At 75.6% G+C, this 20,139-nt stretch carries 8 protein-coding genes; all 8 read right to left on the bottom strand.

All coding sequences use genetic code 11. The features are described from left to right. Positions 1-21: 21 nt before the first annotated feature. From HD593_RS36415 to HD593_RS36380, 8 genes are read right to left on the bottom strand one after another with little or no spacing between them, the layout of a single operon-like run. Entirely contained in the window at positions 22-1,200 is a 1,179-nt protein-coding gene (locus HD593_RS36415; RefSeq protein WP_185106464.1) for a cytochrome P450, read from the bottom strand. Beyond that, positions 1,197-3,263: a beta-ketoacyl synthase N-terminal-like domain-containing protein gene (locus HD593_RS36410; RefSeq protein ID WP_185106463.1), complete on the bottom strand. Its 2,067-nt coding sequence runs from the start codon at positions 3,261-3,263 to the stop codon at positions 1,197-1,199. Before HD593_RS36410 ends, HD593_RS36415 begins: the two co-directional genes overlap by 4 nt. Beyond that, a complete protein-coding gene (locus tag HD593_RS36405) occupies positions 3,263-6,481 on the bottom strand; it encodes a non-ribosomal peptide synthetase (protein ID WP_185106462.1) in 3,219 nt (1,072 codons plus the stop codon). The genes HD593_RS36410 and HD593_RS36405 overlap by 1 nt, the downstream gene beginning before the upstream one ends. Continuing rightward, positions 6,481-10,362: a non-ribosomal peptide synthetase gene (locus HD593_RS36400; RefSeq protein WP_185106461.1), complete on the bottom strand. Its 3,882-nt coding sequence runs from the start codon at positions 10,360-10,362 to the stop codon at positions 6,481-6,483. The genes HD593_RS36405 and HD593_RS36400 overlap by 1 nt, the downstream gene beginning before the upstream one ends. Next, positions 10,359-14,990 carry a non-ribosomal peptide synthetase gene (locus HD593_RS36395; protein ID WP_185106460.1) on the bottom strand — a complete coding sequence of 1,544 codons (4,632 nt, stop codon included), beginning with the start codon at positions 14,988-14,990 and terminating at the stop codon, positions 10,359-10,361. The genes HD593_RS36400 and HD593_RS36395 overlap by 4 nt, the downstream gene beginning before the upstream one ends. Next, positions 14,987-16,099 (bottom strand): MupA/Atu3671 family FMN-dependent luciferase-like monooxygenase, encoded by a 1,113-nt coding sequence (locus tag HD593_RS36390; protein WP_185106459.1) that lies wholly within the window; start codon positions 16,097-16,099, stop codon positions 14,987-14,989. The genes HD593_RS36395 and HD593_RS36390 overlap by 4 nt, the downstream gene beginning before the upstream one ends. Positions 16,100-16,110: 11 nt before the next feature. Then, a complete protein-coding gene (locus HD593_RS36385; RefSeq protein WP_185106458.1) occupies positions 16,111-19,938 on the bottom strand; it encodes a non-ribosomal peptide synthetase in 3,828 nt (1,275 codons plus the stop codon). Then, positions 19,935-20,138: an MbtH family protein gene (locus HD593_RS36380; protein WP_185106457.1), complete on the bottom strand. Its 204-nt coding sequence runs from the start codon at positions 20,136-20,138 to the stop codon at positions 19,935-19,937. Before HD593_RS36380 ends, HD593_RS36385 begins: the two co-directional genes overlap by 4 nt. Position 20,139 lies beyond the last annotated feature (1 nt).

The raw sequence follows: 20,139 nt of genomic DNA, 5'->3' as shown, positions 1-20,139 counted from the left end.
CAGGTTACGCCACGGAGCGTCCTACGCCAGTGAGACGGGGAGCGTCGCGACGCCGTTGACGAAGTTCGACGGCAGCCACGTCACCGGGCCCGTCACCTCGATCCTGGTCACCGTCGCGCGCAGCTCCGCCAGCAGGGCCCTGATCTCGGCGCGGGCGAGCTGCGCGCCCAGGCAGAAGTGCGGGCCGTGGCCGAACGTCAGGTGCCTGTTCGGCCGCCTGCCCACGTCGAAGCGGTCGGGGTCGGCGAAGACGGCCTCGTCGCGGTTGGCCGACACCGTCCACAGCGCCACCACGTCGCCCGCCTCGATGCGCCGCCCGCCCAGCTCGGCCGCGCGGGTGGCGACCCGGCCGACGTGGGCGGCGGGGGTGGTCCAGCGCAGGATCTCCTCGGTGGCCGGCTCGATCAGGCCGGGGTCCGCGCGCAGGCGCGCCCACTCCTCGCCGTACGTGGCCAGCGCCAGCAGCCCGCCGGCCATCGCCAGCCGGGCCGTCTCGTCGCCGCCGATGATCAGGTTGTAGCAGTTGAGCAGCACCTCCTCCTCGGTGAGGTCGGCGGAGACGAGCAGGCTGATGACGTCGTTGCCTGGGGCGGACCTGCGTTCGGCGGCCAGGCGGGTGTAGTAGAGCAGGATCTCGCTCTGCGCGATTCTGGCGGCCAGGTCGGCGCCCTCCTCGCCGAGCATGGCCTGCGCCGTCAGCTCCAGGACGCGCTGCCGGTCCCGTTCCGGGACGCCGAGCAGCTCGCAGATCGCGCGCAACGGCACCTGCGCGGCCACCTCCCCGACGAAGTCGCCGCCGCCGCGGCGGGTGAGGGAGCTGAGGAGGTCCCTGGTGGCCGCGGTGATGGAGTGGGTGACGGGGCCGAGGGTGCGCGGGGTGAAGCCCGGGGTGAGCAGGCGGCGGAGGGCGGTGTGGCGGGGGCCGTCGGTGACCACGATCATCTTGCCGGCGGCGGGGTCGTGGCCGCGCATCAGGGTGCGGAGCATGTTGCCCCGGAGCGAGGTGTAGGTGTCCGGGTCGCGGATCACGCGCAGGACGTCGGCGTGGCGGGTGACGCTCCAGAAGCGGTCGTGCCTGCGTACCGGGTCGGTGGCGCGCAGTCTTCGCCAGAGGGGGGTGAGGTCGTGGGTGGCGTGCAGGTGCGGGTCGAGGAGGTCGGGGTCGTCGAGGACGGCGGGATCCGGCGGGGGGCGTCTCATCGTCCGCGCTCGCCTTGTCCGGGCTCGTCTGGTTCGGGCTCGTCTTGTTCGAGTTCGTCGAGGAGGTCGCCGAGGAGGTCGTCCTCCTCGCCGTGCACGGCGCGGGTGATCAGCTCGTGCAGGGGGCGTTCGGTGAGGAACAGCTCGATGGGGACGTCCAGGGCGAAGCGGTCGCGTAGCTCGCTGACCAGGAAGACGGCGGTCAGGGAGTCGCCGCCGGCCGCGAAGTACGTGCGGTCGAGGTCCTGCTCGCCGTCCAGGGCCAGGGTGGTGCGGAACAGCGCCGTCACGGCCGCCTCCGTGCCGGTGGCCTGCTCTTCCGGCTCGGGAGCCGGTGGGGGGCCGAGGGTGAGGGCGCCGTGGTGGTCGCCCGCGAACGGGTACGTGGGCAGGCGGGTGCGGCGGCCGCCGGTCTCGGGCCAGGTGACCTCCTGACCCGCCGCCCACGCCGCGCCGACCGCGTTGCCGCCGGCGGTCGTGCGGCCCGTGGCGAGGGATTCCAGTGCGGTGGCGGCCTCCTCACATGTCGCGGCGGTCACGTACGCGCGGGCGTCCAGGGTGGCGCGGCCGTGGGCCAGGGTGTGGGCGACGTCGGCCAGCGGGGGCGCGCCGGGCGAATGCAGCACGGCGGCCAGGCGCCGGGCGGCGGCGGCGAGCTGCGCCTCCGTCCGCGCCGACAAGGGCAGCACCATGCGACCGGCATCAGCACCACCTGCGCCGGCACCGGCACCGGCACCGGAAGCACGCCGGCCTGCACCCGCGTCGCCGGCGGGCGTGGGCGGTTCCTCCAGGACGACGTGCACGTTCGTGCCGCCGATGCCCAGCGACGACACCCCCGCCAGGCGCGGCCCGAAAGCCGGGGAGGCCCAGGCCTCGGCCCGGGTGAGCAGGCGGAACGGGGTGTCGTCCAGGGCGAGGTCGGGGTGCGGGCGGGTGACGTTCACGGTGGGGACCATCGTGCGGTGCCGCAGCATCAGCGCCGCCTTGATCAGCCCCACCACGCCCGCGGCCGCGTTCAGGTGCCCGACGTTGGACTTCACCGACCCGATCGCACACCGCCGGGCCCCCCGGAACGCCTCCGCCGCGGCCGCCACCTCGATGCGGTCACCGAGATCCGTGCCCGTCCCGTGCGCCTCCAGGAACTGCGCGTCCGCCGGATCCAGCCCCGCCGCCGCCCAGGCCTCCTCGATGGTCGCGGTCTGCCCGTCCACGCCGGGCGCGGTGAACCCCACCCGCCCCGACCCGTCGTTGCCCGCCGCGGTGCCGCGGATGACGGCGTGGATCGGGTCGTCGTCCGCGACCGCGTCCTCCAGCCGCCTGAGCACCACCAGGCCGACGCCGTTCCCGCCGACCGTGCCCGCCGCCTTCTCGTCGAAGGGACGGCACCGTCCGTCGGGGGAGGAGATGCCGCCCGGTTCGTACAGGTAGCCGCGCGGGTACGGCGAGTCGATCGACACGCCGCCCGCCACCGCCAGGTCGCACTCCCCGGCCAGCAGCGCCTGCACGGCCACGTGCACCGTGGCCAGCGAGGTCGAGCAGCCCGTCTGCACGGTCAGGCTCGGCCCCGTCAGCCCCAGCCGGTACGACAGCCACCCCGCCAGGAACTCCCGATCGGTGAGCACCCGCACGTGCATCGGCCCCAGCCGGGCCCGCAACCGCCCGTCCACCTGGGCCGCGACCGCGTGCTCGCTCGGGCCGCCGCCCACGTACACGCCGGTCCGCAGGCCGGTGCGGCGCGGGTCATAGCCGGCGTCCTCCAGCGCCGACCAGGCGGTCTCCAGGAGCTGCCGGTGCTGCGGGTCCAGCGCGGCGGCCTCCGTGGCGTTGAACCCGAACAGCTCGTGCTCGAACCGGTCCGCCTCCTCCAGGAAGCCCTTCGACGCCACGTACCCGGGCCCGCGCAACTCGGCGGCGTCCACCCCGGCCGCCAGCAGCTCCTCCTCCGTGAAGTCCGTGATCGAGCAGACGCCCTCGACGAGGTTGCGCCAGAACTCGTCCAGATCGCGGGCCCCCGGGAAGCGGCCGCTCATCCCCACGATGGCCACCGCCGGTACGTCGTGCATCAGTTCCCGCCTCTCTGCGTGTTCCTGCGAGCGGCCAGCCGTTCGCGTCTGCTCCGCCCCCGTCGCCGGGACTCGTCCTGCTCCCCGTCCGCGCCCGCGCCGTCCAGGAAGGCGGCCAGCGCGGCGACCGTGGGATGCCGGAACAGGTCCACCAGCTTGAGCCCGCCGTCCTGCCCGCGCTCGCGCAGCGCCGACAGCACGGCGAGCAGCCGGATCGAGTTGCCGCCCAGGTCGAAGAAGTTGTCGTGCAGGCCCACCTGGGTCAGCTCCAGCGCCGCCGCCCACACCGCCGCGATCCGCCGCTCGGTGGGGGTGACCGGGGCCGCGTACGGGCTGTCCAGGTCGGGACGGGTGAGCGGCGGCTCAGGCAGCCGCCGCCTGTCGAGCTTGCCGGATCGGTTGACCGGCAGCTCCGGCACGAACACGACCGCGTCGGGCACCATGTAGCCGGGCAGCCGCGCCGCCAGCCAGGACCGCACCTCCACCACGGTGAGCCCCCGCTCACCAGATCCGGTGCCGGGCACCACGTACACCGCCAGGCGGTCTCCGCGTACGGCCGCCGCCGCCACCGACACGCCCGGATGCGCGGCCAGCACGGTCTCGATCTCGCCCAGCTCGACGCGGAAGCCGCGCAGCTTGACCTGCGTGTCCACCCGGCCCAGGTACGACAGGACACCGCCCGCGTCGTAACGGCCCAGATCGCCGGTCCGGTACATGCGCTCGCCCGGCGGCCCGTACGGATCGGCCACGAAGCGCTCGGCGGTCAGGGCGGGCCGGTTGGCGTACCCGCGTGCCAGGCTCGCCCCCGCCAGGTAGATCTCGCCCGTCACGCCGACCGGCACCGGGCGCAGCCACTCGTCCAGCACGTACGCGCGCACGTTCGCCACCGGACGGCCGATCACCACCGGCTCTCCGGGCACGAGTTCGGCCGTGGTGGCGTAGACGGTGCACTCGCTCGGCCCGTACGCGTCCACCACCCGCCGCCGCGGCGTCGCCCAGCGTTCCACCAGCTCGGCCGGGCACGCCTCGCCGCCGATGGCCAGCGTGCGCAGGTCGGGCAGCGCGTCCGGCGGGCACGGCAGCGACATGGCGGCCGACGGCGGCAGGAAGACGTAGGTGATGCGGGAGTCGCGCAGGCGGGCGTACAGGTCGTCGCCGAGCCGCTCGCACTCGGCCGCCACGTGCAGCTCCGCCCCCGCCACGAACGTGAAGAACAGGTCGGACACGGCCACGTCGAACCCGAACGACACGTACTGCAGCACCCGGTCCTCGCCGGTCACCGGGAACTGGGGGCGTACGGCGGTGGCCAGGTTCAGCAGCGCGCGATGCTCGACCGCGACGCCCTTGGGCCTGCCCGTGGAGCCGGAGGTGTAGAGGATGTACGCGGTGTCGGCGAGGGCGGGGCGGGCGTCGAGCACGGGGCCGACCGGCGGGACCGGCCCGCCCTCGACCGTGGTCACCGGCACCCCGAACTCCCCCGGCCCGGCCGTGGCCGCGGGGACGCCGCGATCCTCCGGCCCGTCGTCGGCGATCAGCAGCCTCACCCCGGCGTCCTCGATCATGAAGCGCAGCCTGGCCTCCGGATGGCCGGGGTCGAGGGGCACGTACGCGCCGCCCGCCCGCAGCACCGCCAGCGCGGCCACCGCCATCCCGGCGCCCCGGCCCAGGCAGAGCCCCACCGGCACCCCGGGGCCCACGCCGGCCGCGCGCAGCCTCGCGGCCAGCCGGTCGGCGCGCTCCAGCAGCTCGCGGTAGGTGAGCGCGGTGGCGCCGCAGACCAGCGCCGTCGCGTCGGGCCGCTCGGCGGCGCGCTCGGCGACCAGGTCGGGAACGAGGCCGGCGGGGGTGGGGGAGGTGGTGCGGTTCCAGCGGTGCAGCACGCGGTGGCGCTCGTCGGGCGGGAGGAGGTCGTGGGCGGTCACGGGCAGCTCTGGGCGGTCGAGCAGGCCGTTCAGCAGCGTCTCGAACGCGCGCGCCCAGTGCCGGACGGTGGCCGGCTCGAACAGGTCCGCCCGGTGCACGAAGTGGGCGGCCAGGCCGCCGCCGTCCCGCTGCACGTTCAGGAGCAGGTCGAACTTGGCGTCGTCGAGCAGCAGCTCGACGCGCTCCGTGACGGCTCCGGGCAGGTCGAGCCGCAGGTGGGTGTCGTCGTCGTAGGCCAGCATGACCTGCACGAGAGGGGCGTGGCTGAGCTCCCTGCCGGGGGCCAGCGCCTCGACCACCGCCTCGAACGGGGCCTCCTGGTGGGGGTGGGCCTCCAGGAGGCGGTCGCGTACGCGGGTCACGAGGTCCAGGTACGACGGCTCGCCCGCCACGTCGGCGCGTAACGCCAGCGTGTTGGCCAGCAGGCCGATGAGGCCCTGGACGTCCGGGTGGTCGCGGCCCGAGACCGGCACTCCCACCACGAAGTCCCGCTGTCCCGTGAGCCTGGCCAGGAAGGCGGCGAACGCGGCGAACATGGCGGTGAACGGGGTCGTGTTCCGCTCGGCGGCGACCTTGGCCAGGCGTTCCCTGGTGTCCGGCGGCAGGTCCAGCCGGTGCACGCCGCCCGCCGTGGACTGCACGGCCGGGCGTGGGCGGTCGGTGGGCAGGGCGAGCGTCCTGGGCGCGTCCGCGAGCACGCCCGCCCAGTACGCGACCGCCGCGTCCAGGGCGTGCGAGTCGAGGCGTTCCCGCTGCCAGGCGGCGTAGTCGGGGTACTGGAGCGAGGGCGGCTCCGGCGCGGCTGTGCCGCGAGTCGAAGTGGCGGCGGGGCGGTAAGCGGCGGTGAGCTCCTGGAGGAGGAGTCGCAGCGACCAGCCGTCGCACACCAGGTGGTGTGCCGTCAGCAGCACGCGGTGGCTGCCGTCGCCGAGCTCGTACACGACGCACCGCAGCAGCGGCCCCGCCTCCACGTCGAACGGCACCGCCGCCTCCGCCCGCAGCAGCCCGTCCGCGGCGGCCACGGGCACGTCCCGCTCGACCCGCAGCGCCGCCCTCGCCTCCTCCGTCACGACCTGCACGTACGCGCCGTCGCCCGGCCGGAACACCGTACGCAGCGACTCGTGACCGGCCACCACCGCGTCCAGGGCCGCGCGGAAGGCGGAGACGTCGAACGGGCCGCGCACGGTGAAGGCCACGGGCACGTTGTACTGGGCGGTGCCCGGGTTGAGCTGGTCCAGCACCAGCATCCTGGCCTGCGCGGGCGACACGGGGAACTCGTACTCGACCGGCGCCATCACATACTCCCTAGGATCGGTTCGAGGACCCCGGCGATCGCGGCGGCCGGGCCGGGCCTGAGCAGGTCGCTGTGACCGCAGTCGAGGTCGTGGACCCGCACCCGGGCCGGCGCCCACCGCTCCGCTTTGACCGCCGACGGCGGGCCGCCGGGCTGGGCCGTGGCCGAGAACAGCAGCACCGTCCCGTCGAACGGCGACGGCCGGTACGTGACGGCCAGCCGCAGATGCCCGGCGACCGCGTCCGCCACGGCCGACAGCCGGTCGTCGCCCAGCCCGGACAGCGGCCCCTCGCTCTCGCGCACGGCGGCGAACACCCGCGCCCGCTCCAGCGGCCCCGGCTGCGCGTACGGGTGCAAGGTGCGCGTGCGCAGCAGGATCGTCAGCGCCTCCTGCTCGGCGTCCGCCGGGTCCGCCCGCGTGCCGGGCGGCCACGGGACCGCGTCCAGCGAGGCGACCAGCCCGACCTCCTGCCCGTCCGCGCGCAGGCGGGCGGCCATCTCGTACGCGAGCAGCCCGCCGAAGGAGTGCCCCAGCAGCAGGTACGGGCCATCGTGGCGGACGGCCCGCACCCGCGCCAGGTAGTCCTCGGCCATCCGCCGCATGCTGTCCGGGCCCGGGTACCCGGGGTCCTGGAGCACCGGCGACTGCAAGGCGTACACGGGGTGGCCCGGCGGCAGGTGGGGCAGGAGCGAGGTGTAGGACCAGCCGATGCCCCGGCCCGGATGCACGCAGAACAGCGGCGCCCCGTCACCCCCGGCGCGCAGTGTCAGCAGCGGCGACAGGTCCAGCTCCGGTGCGGGCGTGTCGAGGCGGACGGCGAGCGCCGCCGGGGTGGGGGCCTCGAACAGGGCGGCTATGGAGGTGCGGAGGCCGAGCCTGGCCTCGATGGCGGCCGTCAGGCGCATGGCGAGCAGCGAGTCGCCGCCGCACTCGAAGAAGTCCGAGTCCGCGCCGATGCCTCCTGTCTCCGCGGGAGGACGTGTGGCCGTGCCGCTCAGGATCTGCGTGAACAGCTCGCACAGCTCCTTCTCGCGGGGCGTCCCGGGCTCGGCGGCCGGGTGGCGGGGCGGTGGCTCCGGGGCGGGGAGTGCCGTGCGGTCCACCTTGCCGTGCGGGTTGAGGGGGAGGTGGCCGAGGAGGACGTACTGGGCGGGGAGCAGGTGCTTCGGCAGGCGCGCCGCGACGTGCTCCCGCACGCGCTCCAGCGTCCCGCCACCGCGCAGCACGACGTACGCGACCAGCCGCCGTGCCCCAGCCCCGCCCTGACCGGCATCCGCGTGACCGGCATCCGCGTAACCGGCGGTGGTGGTGACCACGGCGCGGTCCACGTCCGGGCAGGACTCCAGTGCGGCCTCGACCTCGCCCGGTTCGATGCGGTAGCCGCGGATCTTCACCTGGCCGTCCGCCCGGCCCGCGAACTCCAGCTCCCCGCCGAACGTCCACCGCGCCAGATCCCCGGTCCGGTACATGCGCTCGCCCACCGCGAACGGATCCGCCACGAACCGTTCCGCCGTCAGCCCGGCACGTCCGAGGTAGCCGCGTGCCAGGCCGGTCCCGGCGATGTACAGCTCGCCGATCGTGCCGATCGGGGCGGGGCGCAGGCGGGCGTCCAGGACGTACACGCGCGTGCCGTCCAGCGGGCGGCCGATCGGGACGGGCCCTGTCCCAGGCTCGGGGCCGACCGGGTGGCTGGTGGCGAACGTCGTCGTCTCCGTCGGCCCGTACCCGTTGACGACCCGCGCCCCGTGCCGGGACAGCCGTCGCACCGCGTCCGGTGAGAGGACGTCGCCGCCCGCCCAGATCTCCGGGACGCTGGCGAGCGCGCCGGGCGCCAGGTCGGCCAGGGTGCGGAACAGCTCGGCCGTCAGCCACACCGCGCTGAGCCGGGCCCGTTCGACGGTGCCGGGGCTGAGGGGGCCGGGCGGGGCGATGACCGTGGTGCCGCCGTTGAGCAGCGGCACCCACAGCTCGTACGTGGCCGCGTCGAACGTGTGCGGGCTGTGCAGCAGGACCCGGTGGTGTTCCGCGAAGCGCCGGTCGGAGGCCAGCTCCAGGATGTTCGCGTGGGTGACGACGACGCCCTTGGGCGTGCCCGTGGAGCCGGAGGTGTACATGACGTACGCGGCGGCATGCGGATGCACGGCCCGTGCCGCGAACCCGGCCACCCGCTCATGCGGGCCGTCCTGGTCCGGCTCGCCACCGTTCAGCTCCGTCAGGACGAGCTGGGCGCCGCTGTCCTCCAGCAGCCAGTCCAGCCTGGCCCGCGGCTGTCCCGGGTCCAGCGGCATGTAGCAGCCGCCCGCCTTCAGCACCGCGAGCTGAGCCACCACCAGCTCGGGGGAGCGCTCCATGAGCAGCGCGACCGGTGTCTCAGGGGCCAGGCTCAGCCGCGCCGCCACCCGGTCGGAGCGGGCGTCCAGCTCGGCGTAGGTGAGCGGGTGGCCGCCGTGCTCGACCGCCACCGCGTCCGGCGTCCGCGCCACCTGCGCCGCGAACCGCTCCGGCACCGACCCGCCGACGCCCGCGCCCGCCCCGAAACCCGCCCCTGTCCGTTCAAAGGCCGCACCCGGCCGCACAAAAGCCGCACCCGGCCGTTCGAGCGTCGCGTCCGGCTCGGATGCCGGGTCGCCCGCCGCACCACCCCAGGACGCGAGCAGGCGGCGCTCCTCGGCGGGAAGCACGCCGGCGCCGTCCAGGTCCGCCGACCCCAGCGCCCGCACGAACCGGGCGGCGATGGCCTCGGCCTCGGCCCGGCTCACCAGGTCGGGACGGTAGCCGAGCCGCAGCCACAGCCGCTCACCCGCCACCACCGTCACGGTGACCGGGTAGTGGGTCCCATCGTGCACGCCCGTCAGCCGCAGGCCGCTCTGGGAGTCCAGGCCGTCACGGGGGTAGTTCTCGAAGGCCAGCAGGGTGTCGAACAGCTCGCCGCCGCCGCGCCGAACGTCCGCCAGGCGTGCGTGGTGGTACGGGGTGAGCCGGGCCTGCTCGTCCTGCAGCCGCCGCAGCAGCCCGGGCTCGCCGGCCCGGACGCGTACAGGCAGGGTGTTGATGAACAGCCCCACCATCGACTCCACGCCCGCCACCTCCGGCGGCCGCCCGGACACCACCGCCCCGAACACCACGTCCTCGCGCCCGGTCATCCGCGCCAGCACCAGCCCCCACGCCGCCTGCACCAGCGTGTTGACCGTCACCCCGGCGGCGCGCGCCCGCCGCCGCACGGCCTCGCTCAGCTCGGGCGGCAGCTCGCGCTCCACCGCCTCCTGCCGCGGGCTCGCGGCCCCGGCCCCCGGCCTGAGCAGCGTGGGACCCGGCAGGCCGTCGAGCGCCTCACGCCAGGCCTGCCGCGCCTCCTCGCGATCCTGGTAGCTGAGCCACGCCAGGTAGGCGTGGAACGGCGGCGCGGGCGGCAGCGGGGGCCCGCCCGCGTACAGGGTGGCCAGCTCGCGGGCCAGGATCGGCATCGACCAGCCGTCCACCAGCAGGTGGTGCATCGTCAGCACCAGCTCGCGCCGCCGCACGAGCATGGCCCGCACCAGCGGTGGCCTCGTCACGTCGAACGGCCGCAGCAGGTCCGCCTCCAGCATCCGCTCCAGGTCGGCGTCCGCCGGCGGCTCCACCTCCGTCCACGGGACACGGACGCTGCGCGGGACGAGCTGCACCGGCTGGTCGAGGCCCTTGTGGCGGAAGCAGGCGCGCAGGTTGGGGTGGCGTTCGAGCAGGGACTCCAGTGCCGCGCGCAGCCTGGCCGGGTCGGCCTCGCCGTCCAGGGTGAACCTGGCCTGGATCACGTACGCGTCGCCGCCGCCGTACAGGGCGTGGAAGAGCAGGCCCTCCTGGGCGGGGGAGAGCGGCAGCACGTCGGCCAGCCTGCCGCTCACCAGCCGCCGTCCAGGTCCGCTTCGAGGGCCTCGATCTGGGACTGGGTCAGCTCGACCAGCGGGAAGTCGGAGCTGGTCGCGCCGCCCTCACCGGCGTGGGCGGCCAGCTCCGTCAGCGCCGCCTCCCAGAGGCCGGCCAGGTCCGCGACGTCCTGGGAGCCGATGAGCTCGGCGGCGTGGGACCAGCTCGCCGTCAGGCGGGCGCCGTCCGCGCCGGTCAGGACCACCGTGTCCAGCTCCACCGCGTACGCCATCGGGGTGCCCGGCATGCCCACCAGCTCGCCCTCGAACCTGCCCAGATAGTTGAAGCGCAGGTCAGGGGCGGGCAGCGTGCTCAGCTTGGCGGCCGTGTCCCGGTTGAGGTGGCGCAGGAGGCCGTGGCCGAGGCCCGCTCCCGGGATCGAGCGCAGGGTCTCCTTGACGCGCTTGAGCGCGTCGGCGGGGGTGCCGGTGGCGTCGAGGCTGACGGGGTACTGGGTGGTGAACCAGCCGATGGTGCCGGAGATGTCCACGTCGTCGGTGAACGGCTCGCGGCCGTGACCCTCGACCTCCACCAGCACACCCGTCCCGCCGCGCCATCGGGTCACGGCGATGGCCAGGGCCGTGAGCAGCACCTCGTCCGGGCCGCAGCGGAAGGCGGCGGGCAGGTGGGTCACGGCCTGCTCGGTGAGCCCGGGCGGGAGCGTCCTGGTGAGGACGGCACGCGTCCGGCGCCCTCGCGGGCGGCCGGGGCTCAGCAGCGGCTCGCCGGCCGCCATGCGCTCCCACAGCGGGAACTCGGCCGCCACCCGCTCCGGCCGCTGCGCCTCGGCGGTCAGGAGGCGGGACCAGCGGGCGAACGACGTCCCTCGGGCGGCCGGGGTGGCGGCCTCGGCGGGGCCGTTGAGCAGGGCGGCCAGCTCGGGTCCGAGCACGCGCCAGGAGACGGCGTCCACGGCCAGGTGGTGGGCGGTGAGCAGCAACCGGCCGGGCGCGGTCCAGGTGGCCGCGAGCATGGCGCCGCGCAGGGGATCGGGCCGCGCCTCACGCGCGGCCTCATGCCTGGGCTCACGCGCGGCCTCACGCTCGGCCCCACGCCTGGCCTCACGCTCGGCCCCACGCCTGGCCTCACGCGCGGCCTCATGCCCGGCCTCACGCCTGGCCGGGCCGGTGGGATCGGTGGTGGTGGGGCCTGGGGGTCCGGTGTGTCCGGTGGGGCCGTCCGCGTCCGCCCAGGTGCGGATGAACGGGACCTCCGCAGCCTCCTCAGGGACCGGCACCTCCAGCTCCCAGTCCTCCTCGGAGTGCCGCAGCAGCCGCATGCGCAGGGCGGCGTGCCGGGCCGTCAGCGTGCGCAGGGCCGTCCTGATGCGCTCCTCGTCGCAGCCCTGCGGGACGGGCACCACCAGCGACTGGGTGAAGGTGTCCAGCGGCCCGCCGTGCTCGCGCCACCAGTGCATGATCGGCGTGATCGGGAACCGGCCGGTGGGAGAGTCCGCGACGGCACGCGTGGCGACCCGGGCCAGGGCGGCCAGCGCGGCGGGGGTCCTGGCGACGAACACCTCGCGCGGCGTGAGCCCGAGCCCCCGCTCGCGGGCCCGGCTGACGAGCCGGATCGCCGCGACGCTGTCGCCGCCCAGCCGGAAGAAGTCGTCCTCGGCCCCCACCTCCGGCAGGCCGAGGAGCTCGGCGAAGAGGGCGCACAGGGCCGACTCGCGTTCGGTGACCGGCGCGCGCGTCACCTCCGCCGGAGCGCCGGGCGCGGGCAGCGCGGCCCGGTCCAGCTTCCCCCGCGGCGTGAGCGGCAGCGTCTCCACCACCACGAACTCGCTCGGCACCAGGTGCACGGGCAGCGTGGCCATCGCGTGCGCGAGCACGCCGCCGGGGTCGGGCTCGGCCCCCGGGCGAGGGACGAGGTAGGCGACGAGGCGGTCGCCGTGCCGGGCCACCGCCGCCCGCGCGACCGTCGCGTGCGTGGCGAGCGCCGCCTCGATCTCGGCCGGTTCGATGCGGAAGCCGCGCACCTTCACCTGGTCGTCGGTCCGGCCGAGGAACTGGATCTGGCCGTCGGGCCGCCGCTGGACGAGGTCGCCCGTGCGGTACATGCGCTCACCCGGAGCCCCGTACGGGTCGGCGACGAAACGTTCGGCGGTGAGGCCGGGGCGGCCGAGGTAGCCGCGTGCCACCCCGGCGCCTCCCACGTACAGCTCGCCGGGCACCCCGGCGGGCAGCGGGCGCAGGCGGGCGTCCAGGACGTACAGGCGGGTGCCGGTGAGCGGGCGGCCGATCGGCGGGAGCGTGCCGTCCGGGGCGAGCGGGTCGCTGACGCTGGAGCAGACCGTGGTCTCGGTCGGCCCGTACGCGTTCCAGAAGCCCCTGTCCGCCCACCGCGCCACCAGCTCCGGCGGGCACACGTCGGCCCCGGAGGCGACGCCGCGCAGGTCGGGGTAGTCGCCGGGCGGTACGGTGGCCAGCACCGCCGGCGGGATCAGCCCGAACGTGACGCGCCGCTCCCGCAGCACCCGCCCCAGTTCGTCCCCGGCCAGCGGCCCGGCGGGCGGGACGACGAGGGTGCCGCCGGAGCCGAACGCCAGGCACAGCTCGCCCACCGAGATGTCGAACGTCGGCGCCCCGAGCTGCAGCACCCGGCTGCTCCCGCCGAGCCCGAACGACGTCACCAGCGAGTGCGCCAGGCAGGCGACACCAGCGTGGCTGACCACCACCCCCTTGGGGCGGCCGCTGGAGCCGGAGGTGTACATCACCCACGCCGCACTCCGCGGGTCGATGTCCGGAAATTTCGTGATGGGTCCGGAGGCGTCGGGGGAGATCCGCTCCACGTCGAGCGCCGGCAGCACCCCCGGCCCGGCGACCAGCAGGCCCGCCCCGGCGTCCCGGACCAGGTACGCCACCCGCTCCGCCGGATCGTCCGGATCGACCGGCAGGTACGCCCCACCGGCCCGCTGCACCGCCAGGATCGCCACCACCATGGCCGTGGACCGCCCCAGCGCCAGCGCCACCACCCGCTCGGGCCCCACCCCGCGCTCCACGAGCGCCGCCGCCAGCGCGTCGGCGCGCTCCAGCAGCTCCCGGTAGGTGAGCCGCCCGTGCTCCGACTCGACGGCCACCGCATCGGGCCTGAGCCCGGCCTGCCGCGCCACCAGCCCGTACAGCGTCGTCGCAGCGGGCATCACGGCGGGCATCACGGCGGGCACCGCGGCGGACGGCTCGCGCGGCTCCGCGGGCACCAGCGAGGCCCGGGAGACGGGCGCGTCCGGCTCCGTCACGAGCGAGTCCAGCAGGGTCGTGAAGGAGTCCGCCCACGCCCGCACGACCTCGGGCGCGTACACGTCGGTACGGATCTCCAGGCTCGCCTCGAACCCGTCGTCACCGTCACGCACGATCCCGATCAGGTCGTGCTCCCCGCCGGTGTGCACCCGCTCGGGATCGGCGATCTCCCGCAGCCTGGCCACGCTCTCCTGGCGCGGCAGGTGCATGAACACCCACTGGAACAGCGGCGACCGCCCCGCCACCCGCTCCGGGTCCAGCGCCCGCACGATCCGGCCCACGGGCACGTCGGCGTGCGCGAGCACCTGGGGGAACTCGGCGGTGAAACGCGCCAGCAGCTCGGCGAACGTCGTTCCGCCGCCGATCCGCCAGCGCACCGGGACGGAGTTCATGACGTAGCCGATGACGCGGTCCAGGCCCCTGGCCGACCTGTTGGCGACGGGCGTGCCGGTGATCAGGTCGGGCTCGCCGGTGAGCCGGTGCGCGAAGACCGCGAACGCCGTCATCAGCACGCCGTACACGGTGGCCCCGCGCTCCCTGGCCAGCGCGCGTACGGCGGCCTCCACGCGGGCGTCGATGCGGAAGGCGACCTGCTCGACCCCGAAACCGCCGGCCGGCGTCGCGGAGCCCACGGTGAGGGGCCTGGGCGGGTTCGCGAGGTAGCCGCGCCACCAGTCGAGCTGGGCGTCGAACACTCCGGCCGCCTCCAGCTCGCGCTGCCAGCAGGCGAAGTCGGCGTACTGGATGCCGGGCCTGCGCAGGCGCGGCGGGACCCGCTCGCGCACGGTCCGGTAGGCCTCGGTCAGCTCGCCGTGCAGCACGTCGAACGACCACCAGTCCGTCGCGATGTGGTGCAGCGCGAGCACCAGCGTGGCCCGCGTGTCGTCCACGGTGATGAACCGGCCCCTGATCAGCGGCCCGCCGTCCAGCTCGAACGTGCGGCGGCTGAAGGCGTGCAGCGCCTCGCGCAGGCCGGTGCCGCCGCCGCGCAGGTCCTGCCGCTCCAGCCGGAACGGCTCCGCCGGCGCGGACTCCACCCGCAGCTCGCCCACCTCGCCCGTGACGCGCATGCGCAGGGTGTCGTGCTGCCCCTGGACGATGGTCAGCGCCGCCTCCAGGTCGGTCGGGTCGACCGGGGTGCCGAAGTGGTAGGCGCAGCACAGGTTGAGCGCGGCGGTGTCCGGATAGAGCGACTCGTACACCCACAGGTCCTCCTGCGCCGGGCTGAGCCGCACCGGGCGGGCGGGGTCGCGCGGGGGCACGATGTCGGGGATCGCCTCCAGCCGGCCCGCCTCGACCAGGCGGCGCAGCAGCTCCACCCGGCGTTCGGTGCTCAGCGCGGCGAACCTGTCGGCGGTGCTCATCGGTCCTCCCCGCCCAGGTCGGCCAGGCGCCGCAGGCTCTCCAGGACCTCGGCCCTGCCGAGCCCGAAGTCGACGAAGCACGCCACCTCGTCACAGCCGAGGTCGGCCAGGTCCGCCAGGCTCTTGCGGCAGGTCTCGGGCGAGCCGATGAGGCTGCCCCAGGTCAGGTAGCGCCGGAAGGCGAACTCGGTGAGCGTGCCGAGCTGCTCCTCGCTCAGCGCGCCTGCCCGCGCCCCCTTGCCGGCAGCCGGCTTGCTCGCGACCGCCCCCTCGTGCGCGGCCGCCTGCTTGTTCGCGGCCGTCTGTGCCACGTACGACCTCAGGTACTCCTTGAGCGGCGCGCCCGCCTGCTCCCTGGCCGCCTCGTCGGTGCCGGCCACGTACGTGTGGGCCATCAGCGTGACCGTGCCCCTGGGCGGGGCGCCCGGCTGTTCGGGGGCGGCGGCGTAGGCGTCGCGGTAGAGGCGGATCTTGCCGGCCAGCTCGTCGCGGGTCTGGCCGATGGTGGCGCCGAGGATGTTCGTACGCATGCGGCCGGCCGCCTCCCACGTCTGCGGGCTGCCGGAGGTGGTGGTCCACAGCGGCAGGGAGGCCGAGTACGGCCTGGGCTGCGAGACGACCGCGACCCGCCCGCCGGTGCCGTCGGTGAACTCCGCGGCCTCGCCCGCCCACAGCCGCCGCAGCAGCGCGAGGTCGCGGAAGGCGCGTTCCCTGCGGTCCTGGTACGCGGCGGGGGCGAGCACGAAGTCCGTGGAGTGCCAGCCGGTGGCCACCGACACGCCGATCCGGCCGCGTGAGAGGTTGTCCACGACGGCCCAGTCCTCGGCGACCCGCAGCGGGTGGTGCAGCGGGAGCACGAGGCTGCCCGCGCGCAGGTGGATGCGTTCGGTGGCGGTGGCCAGGGCGGCGCTGAGCAGGGCCGGGTTCGGGAAGACCTGCCCGACCTGCTGAAAGTGCCGCTCGGGGGTCCAGATGGCGGTGAAGCCGAGCCGGTCGGCGGCGCGGGCGATGGCCAGGATGTCGTCATATTTGGCGGTATGTCCTGCATATTTGGCAGTGTGTCCGGCGCCGGCGTCGTCGGCGCCGAAGAACATCACGCTGAGGTCCATGAACGTGCTCCTCACCGGGGGCGGGTGCGCGGAGTTCTGGGCAGGCGGGCGATGGCGGGCCCGGGCCGCGTCCCGTCCGGCCCCGAGGCCAGGACGGCGGCCAGCGTGGTGGCCAGCATGGCGACGGTGGGGGAGGAGAACAGGTCGGTGGCGGTGGCGGGCAGGCCCTGGCCGGTCAGGCGGGCGGCGACCCGCACGGCGCTGAGCGAGTTCCCGCCCAGCGCGAAGAACCCGTCGTCCCGCCCCACCCGCGCCACGCCCAGCACGTCGGCCCAGACGGCGGCGATCCGCCGCTCCAGCTCCGCGTTCGGCGCCACGCTCCCGGCAGGCCCTCCGCCGGCGCCCGAGGCGACTCCGGATCGGTGCGGGGCGGATCCGGGTGGCGGTGGGGTGATCTCGGGTGACGATGGGGCGATCTCGGGTGGGAGTGCGGCGGTTTCGGGCGAGGGTGGGAGCGCGATCTGGGAGATGGGTGTGTCAGGCGCCGCCGCCATGCCGTCCAGGACGCGGAGCAGCGCGTCGGCCAGCCACTCCACCACCGCCCGGTCGAAGGCGCCCACGCGGTACTCCAGCGTCACCGCGATCCCGGCCGGCACCCCGCCGGGCAGGTAGTCGTCGGTCACGTCCACCAGCAGCTCGAACCTGGGCGCCCCAGTCCTGACCACCTCCACCCGCGCGTCCACCCCGGGCAGCGCCAGCTCGGCCCGCAGGTTGTTCTGCAACGCCAGCACCACGTCGACCAGCGGATGCCGCCCCGGGTGCCGGGCCGGGTTCAGCTCGTGCACGACCCGCTCGAACGGCGCCTCCTGGTGTGAGAACGCCTCCAGGTCGGTCTCCCGCACCCGCGCCACCAGTTCCCCGGCCGACGGATCGCCCGACAGATCGGAACGGAGCACGAGCAGGTTGACGAAGAACCCCACGAGCTCGTCCACCGAGCCCCCGGGCACTGCGCCGCCGGGCACTGCGCCGCCGGGCACTGCGCCGCCGGGCACTGCGCCGCCGGGTACCGCGCCGCCGGGTACTGCGCCGGACCTCGGGCTGCCCGGCATCGCGCCGCCGGGAACCGGGCCGCCGGACCGCCCCGCCACTGGCGCGCCGATGGCGACGTCGGAGCCCGCGCCCGCCCGCTGCAGCACGACGGCGAGCGCGGCGTGCAGCACCATGAACAGCGTGGCCCCGCGCGCCCTGCCCAGCTTGAGCAGCCGCGCGTGCAGCTCGGCCCCGACGTGCCGGACGACTGTGTCCGCCGCAGCCCCGGCGTGCCGGGCCGCCATGCCCGCCGCCGCCCCAGTGCGCGAGCCGGTGCGCGAGCAGGTGGGCGGGCCGGCGTGCTGGTCGGCGCGCGGGCCGGCCGTTCGGGACAGTGCCGGGTGTTCGGGCATGCCCTTCAGGGCCTCACGCCAGTACGCCAGGTCACCGGCGGCGATGGCGTCCACCCGCTCCCGGTGCCATGCGGCGTACTCGGAGTACCGGACGGGCAGGGGCGTCCAGGCGGCGGGCACGCCGTCCAGCCGTGCCCGGTAGGCGAGGGACAGGTCGCGCATGAGGGGCGGCAGCGACCACCCGTCCACGGCGATGTGGTGCATGACCAGCAGCAACGCGTGCTCGCCAGGCCCCGTCGTGAACAGCACGGAGTGGATGGGCAGCTCGGCTCCGAGGTCGAACCGGTGCCGCGCCGCCTCGGCGACCCGCTCGTCCAGCTCGGCGGCCGGCACCTCGACGGCCGTGAACCCGGGTGCGGGCTCCCCGGCGGGCAGGACCCGCTGCGCGGGCTCGCCGTCGTGCACGGTGAAGACCGTCCGCAGCGGCTCGTGGCGGGCCACCACGTCCTCCAGCGCACCGCGCAGCGCGGGCACGTCCACGGGGCCGCGCAGGCGTACGAGCATCGGCATGTTGTAGGCGACGCCCGCGTCCACCTGGTCGAGGAACCACAGCCTGCGCTGCGCCGCCGACAGCGGCGCGCCGCCACCCGGCACCTCCCGCGCCACCGGCAACGACCCCGAGCCACCCGCCGCCCGCGTGCCCGCCGTGAGTGGCGTGGAGGCGCCCGCGACCGATGGGGAGCGCGGCTCGGCGACGGTGCCGAGGGGCCCGGCGATCGCGTCGATGCGGTCGGCGACGGCGTCGATGTGCTCGGCGATGGCCGCCACCGTGGGGGTCTCGAACAGCGTTCTGACGCCTACCTCCGCCCCCAGCTCGGCGTGGATCCTGCTGAGCAGCCTGGCCACCATCAGCGAGTCCCCGCCCAGCGCGAAGAAGTCGTCGTCCACCCCCACCCCGGGCACCCGCAGCACCTCGGCGAACAGCCCGCACAGGGCCTGCTCCACCTCCGAGCGCGGCTCGCCCGCCCCGGCCGCCTCGTACGAGGGCGCCGGCAGCGCGGCCCGGTCCAGCTTCCCGGTTCCGGTCAGCGGCAGCGACTCCAGCACCACGAACGCCGACGGCACCATGAACTCGGGCAGCACCCCGGCCGCCTGCGCCCGCAACCCGGCCACGTCCACGGCGGCGGCGCCGGGGCGCGGCACGACGTACGCGACCAGCCGCCGATCGCCCGGCACGTCCTCCCTGGCCACCACGCACACCCGCGCCACCCCGGGATGCCGCGCCAGCACGGCCTCGACCTCCGCGGGCTCGATCCTGAACCCGCGCACCTTCACCTGCTCGTCCGCCCGCCCCACGAACTCCAGCACCCCGCCGGGCCCCCGCCGCACCAGGTCGCCGGTCCGGTACATGCGCCCGCCCGGCGCCCCGAAGGGGTCGGCCACGAAGCGCTCGGCGGTGAGCCCGGGCCGGCCGGCGTAGTAGAGCGCCAGCCCGTCCCCGGCCGCGTACAGCTCGCCGACCTCGCCGTCCGCGACCGGCCGCAGCCGCGCGTCCAGGACGTGCACGCGCTTGCCCCGCAGGGGTGTGCCGATGGGCACGGGCCCGCCCGTGTCCGTCACCGGGTGGGTGGTCATGAAGATCATGCCTTCGACCGGCCCGTACCCGTTGCGCAGGCGCAGCCGGGGATGACGGTCGAGGGCGCGGCGGAGGTGCGCGGGCGACGGCGCCTCGCCGCCGACGATCAGGCGGCGGAGCCCGGCCAGCGCGTCCGGGCACTCGTCCACGATCACGTTGAACAGGCTGCCCGACAGGTACGCCGCGCTCACCCCGTGCTCGGTGACCAGCCGCGCCAGCACGAGAGGGTCGGGCCGCGGCCCCGGGTAGAGCACGCACGTCCCGCCGGACAGCAGCGGCCCCCACAGTTCGAGCGCGAACGCGTCCCAGGAGGTCGGCGAGCACTGCAGCCAGACCGCGTCGAACGGCGCGTACTCCTGCCCGGTCACCGTGGCCGTGATCGCCCGGTGCGGCGCGGCGACGCCCTTGGGCCTGCCGGTGGAGCCCGAGGTGAACATCACGCACGCTACCCCGTCGTGCCGGGTCCCGCCGCCCGGCGAACGCTCCCGGCCGGCGGGGGACAGCACGCCGGCACAGGACAGTACGGCGGCGGCGCCGGTGTCGGCCACCATGCCGCGCAGCCGTTCCTCGGGGAAGGCGGGATCGAGCACGAGGTACCCGGCGCCGGCCTTCAGCACCGCCAGCAGCGAGACCACCAGCTCGACGCCGCGTTCCGCGCGCACCCCGACGAGGCGGCCGGCCACGTCGCCGAGCCCGGCGGCCCGCTCCCGGGCGCGCGCGTCCAGCTCGGCGTAGGTGAGCCGCTCGGCGCCGCAGATGAGCGCCGTCCTGCCGGGCGTACGGGCCGCCTGCGCCGCGAAGGCCTCATGAACCAGCTCGGGAACCGGCTCGGGCATGGGCCCCGCAACCGGCTCGGGCCCGGGAGCGTTCACGGCGGTCACGCCCGCGTGAGGCTCGCCGGGCGCAGGTCCGTCCAATGCGTCTCGATGTATTCCAGACAGGCGCCCCGCGGACCGGCCTCCAGCGCCACCCGCCAGCCCGCGGGCACGTCGAGGCCGGCCGGCCAGAGCGAGTGCTGGTTCTCGTCGTTCACGAGCACCAGGTAGGAGCCGTTCTCGTCCTCGAAGGGGTTGGTCGTCATG

Source organism: Nonomuraea rubra, assembly GCF_014207985.1.
GTDB lineage: Bacteria > Actinomycetota > Actinomycetes > Streptosporangiales > Streptosporangiaceae > Nonomuraea > Nonomuraea rubra.
The sequence above is the reverse complement of the archived record's forward strand: the minus strand, read 5'-3'. Positions and strand labels throughout refer to the sequence as shown.

Coding starts and splice junctions, on each gene's coding strand:
- HD593_RS36410 (WP_185106463.1), bottom strand. CDS start 3,263: ATGCACGACGTACCGGCGGTGGCCATCGTGGGGATGAGCGGCCGCTTC.
- HD593_RS36415 (WP_185106464.1), bottom strand. CDS start 1,200: ATGAGACGCCCCCCGCCGGATCCCGCCGTCCTCGACGACCCCGACCTC.
- HD593_RS36380 (WP_185106457.1), bottom strand. CDS start 20,138: ATGACGACCAACCCCTTCGAGGACGAGAACGGCTCCTACCTGGTGCTC.
- HD593_RS36390 (WP_185106459.1), bottom strand. CDS start 16,099: ATGGACCTCAGCGTGATGTTCTTCGGCGCCGACGACGCCGGCGCCGGA.
- HD593_RS36405 (WP_185106462.1), bottom strand. CDS start 6,481: ATGGCGCCGGTCGAGTACGAGTTCCCCGTGTCGCCCGCGCAGGCCAGG.
- HD593_RS36395 (WP_185106460.1), bottom strand. CDS start 14,990: ATGAGCACCGCCGACAGGTTCGCCGCGCTGAGCACCGAACGCCGGGTG.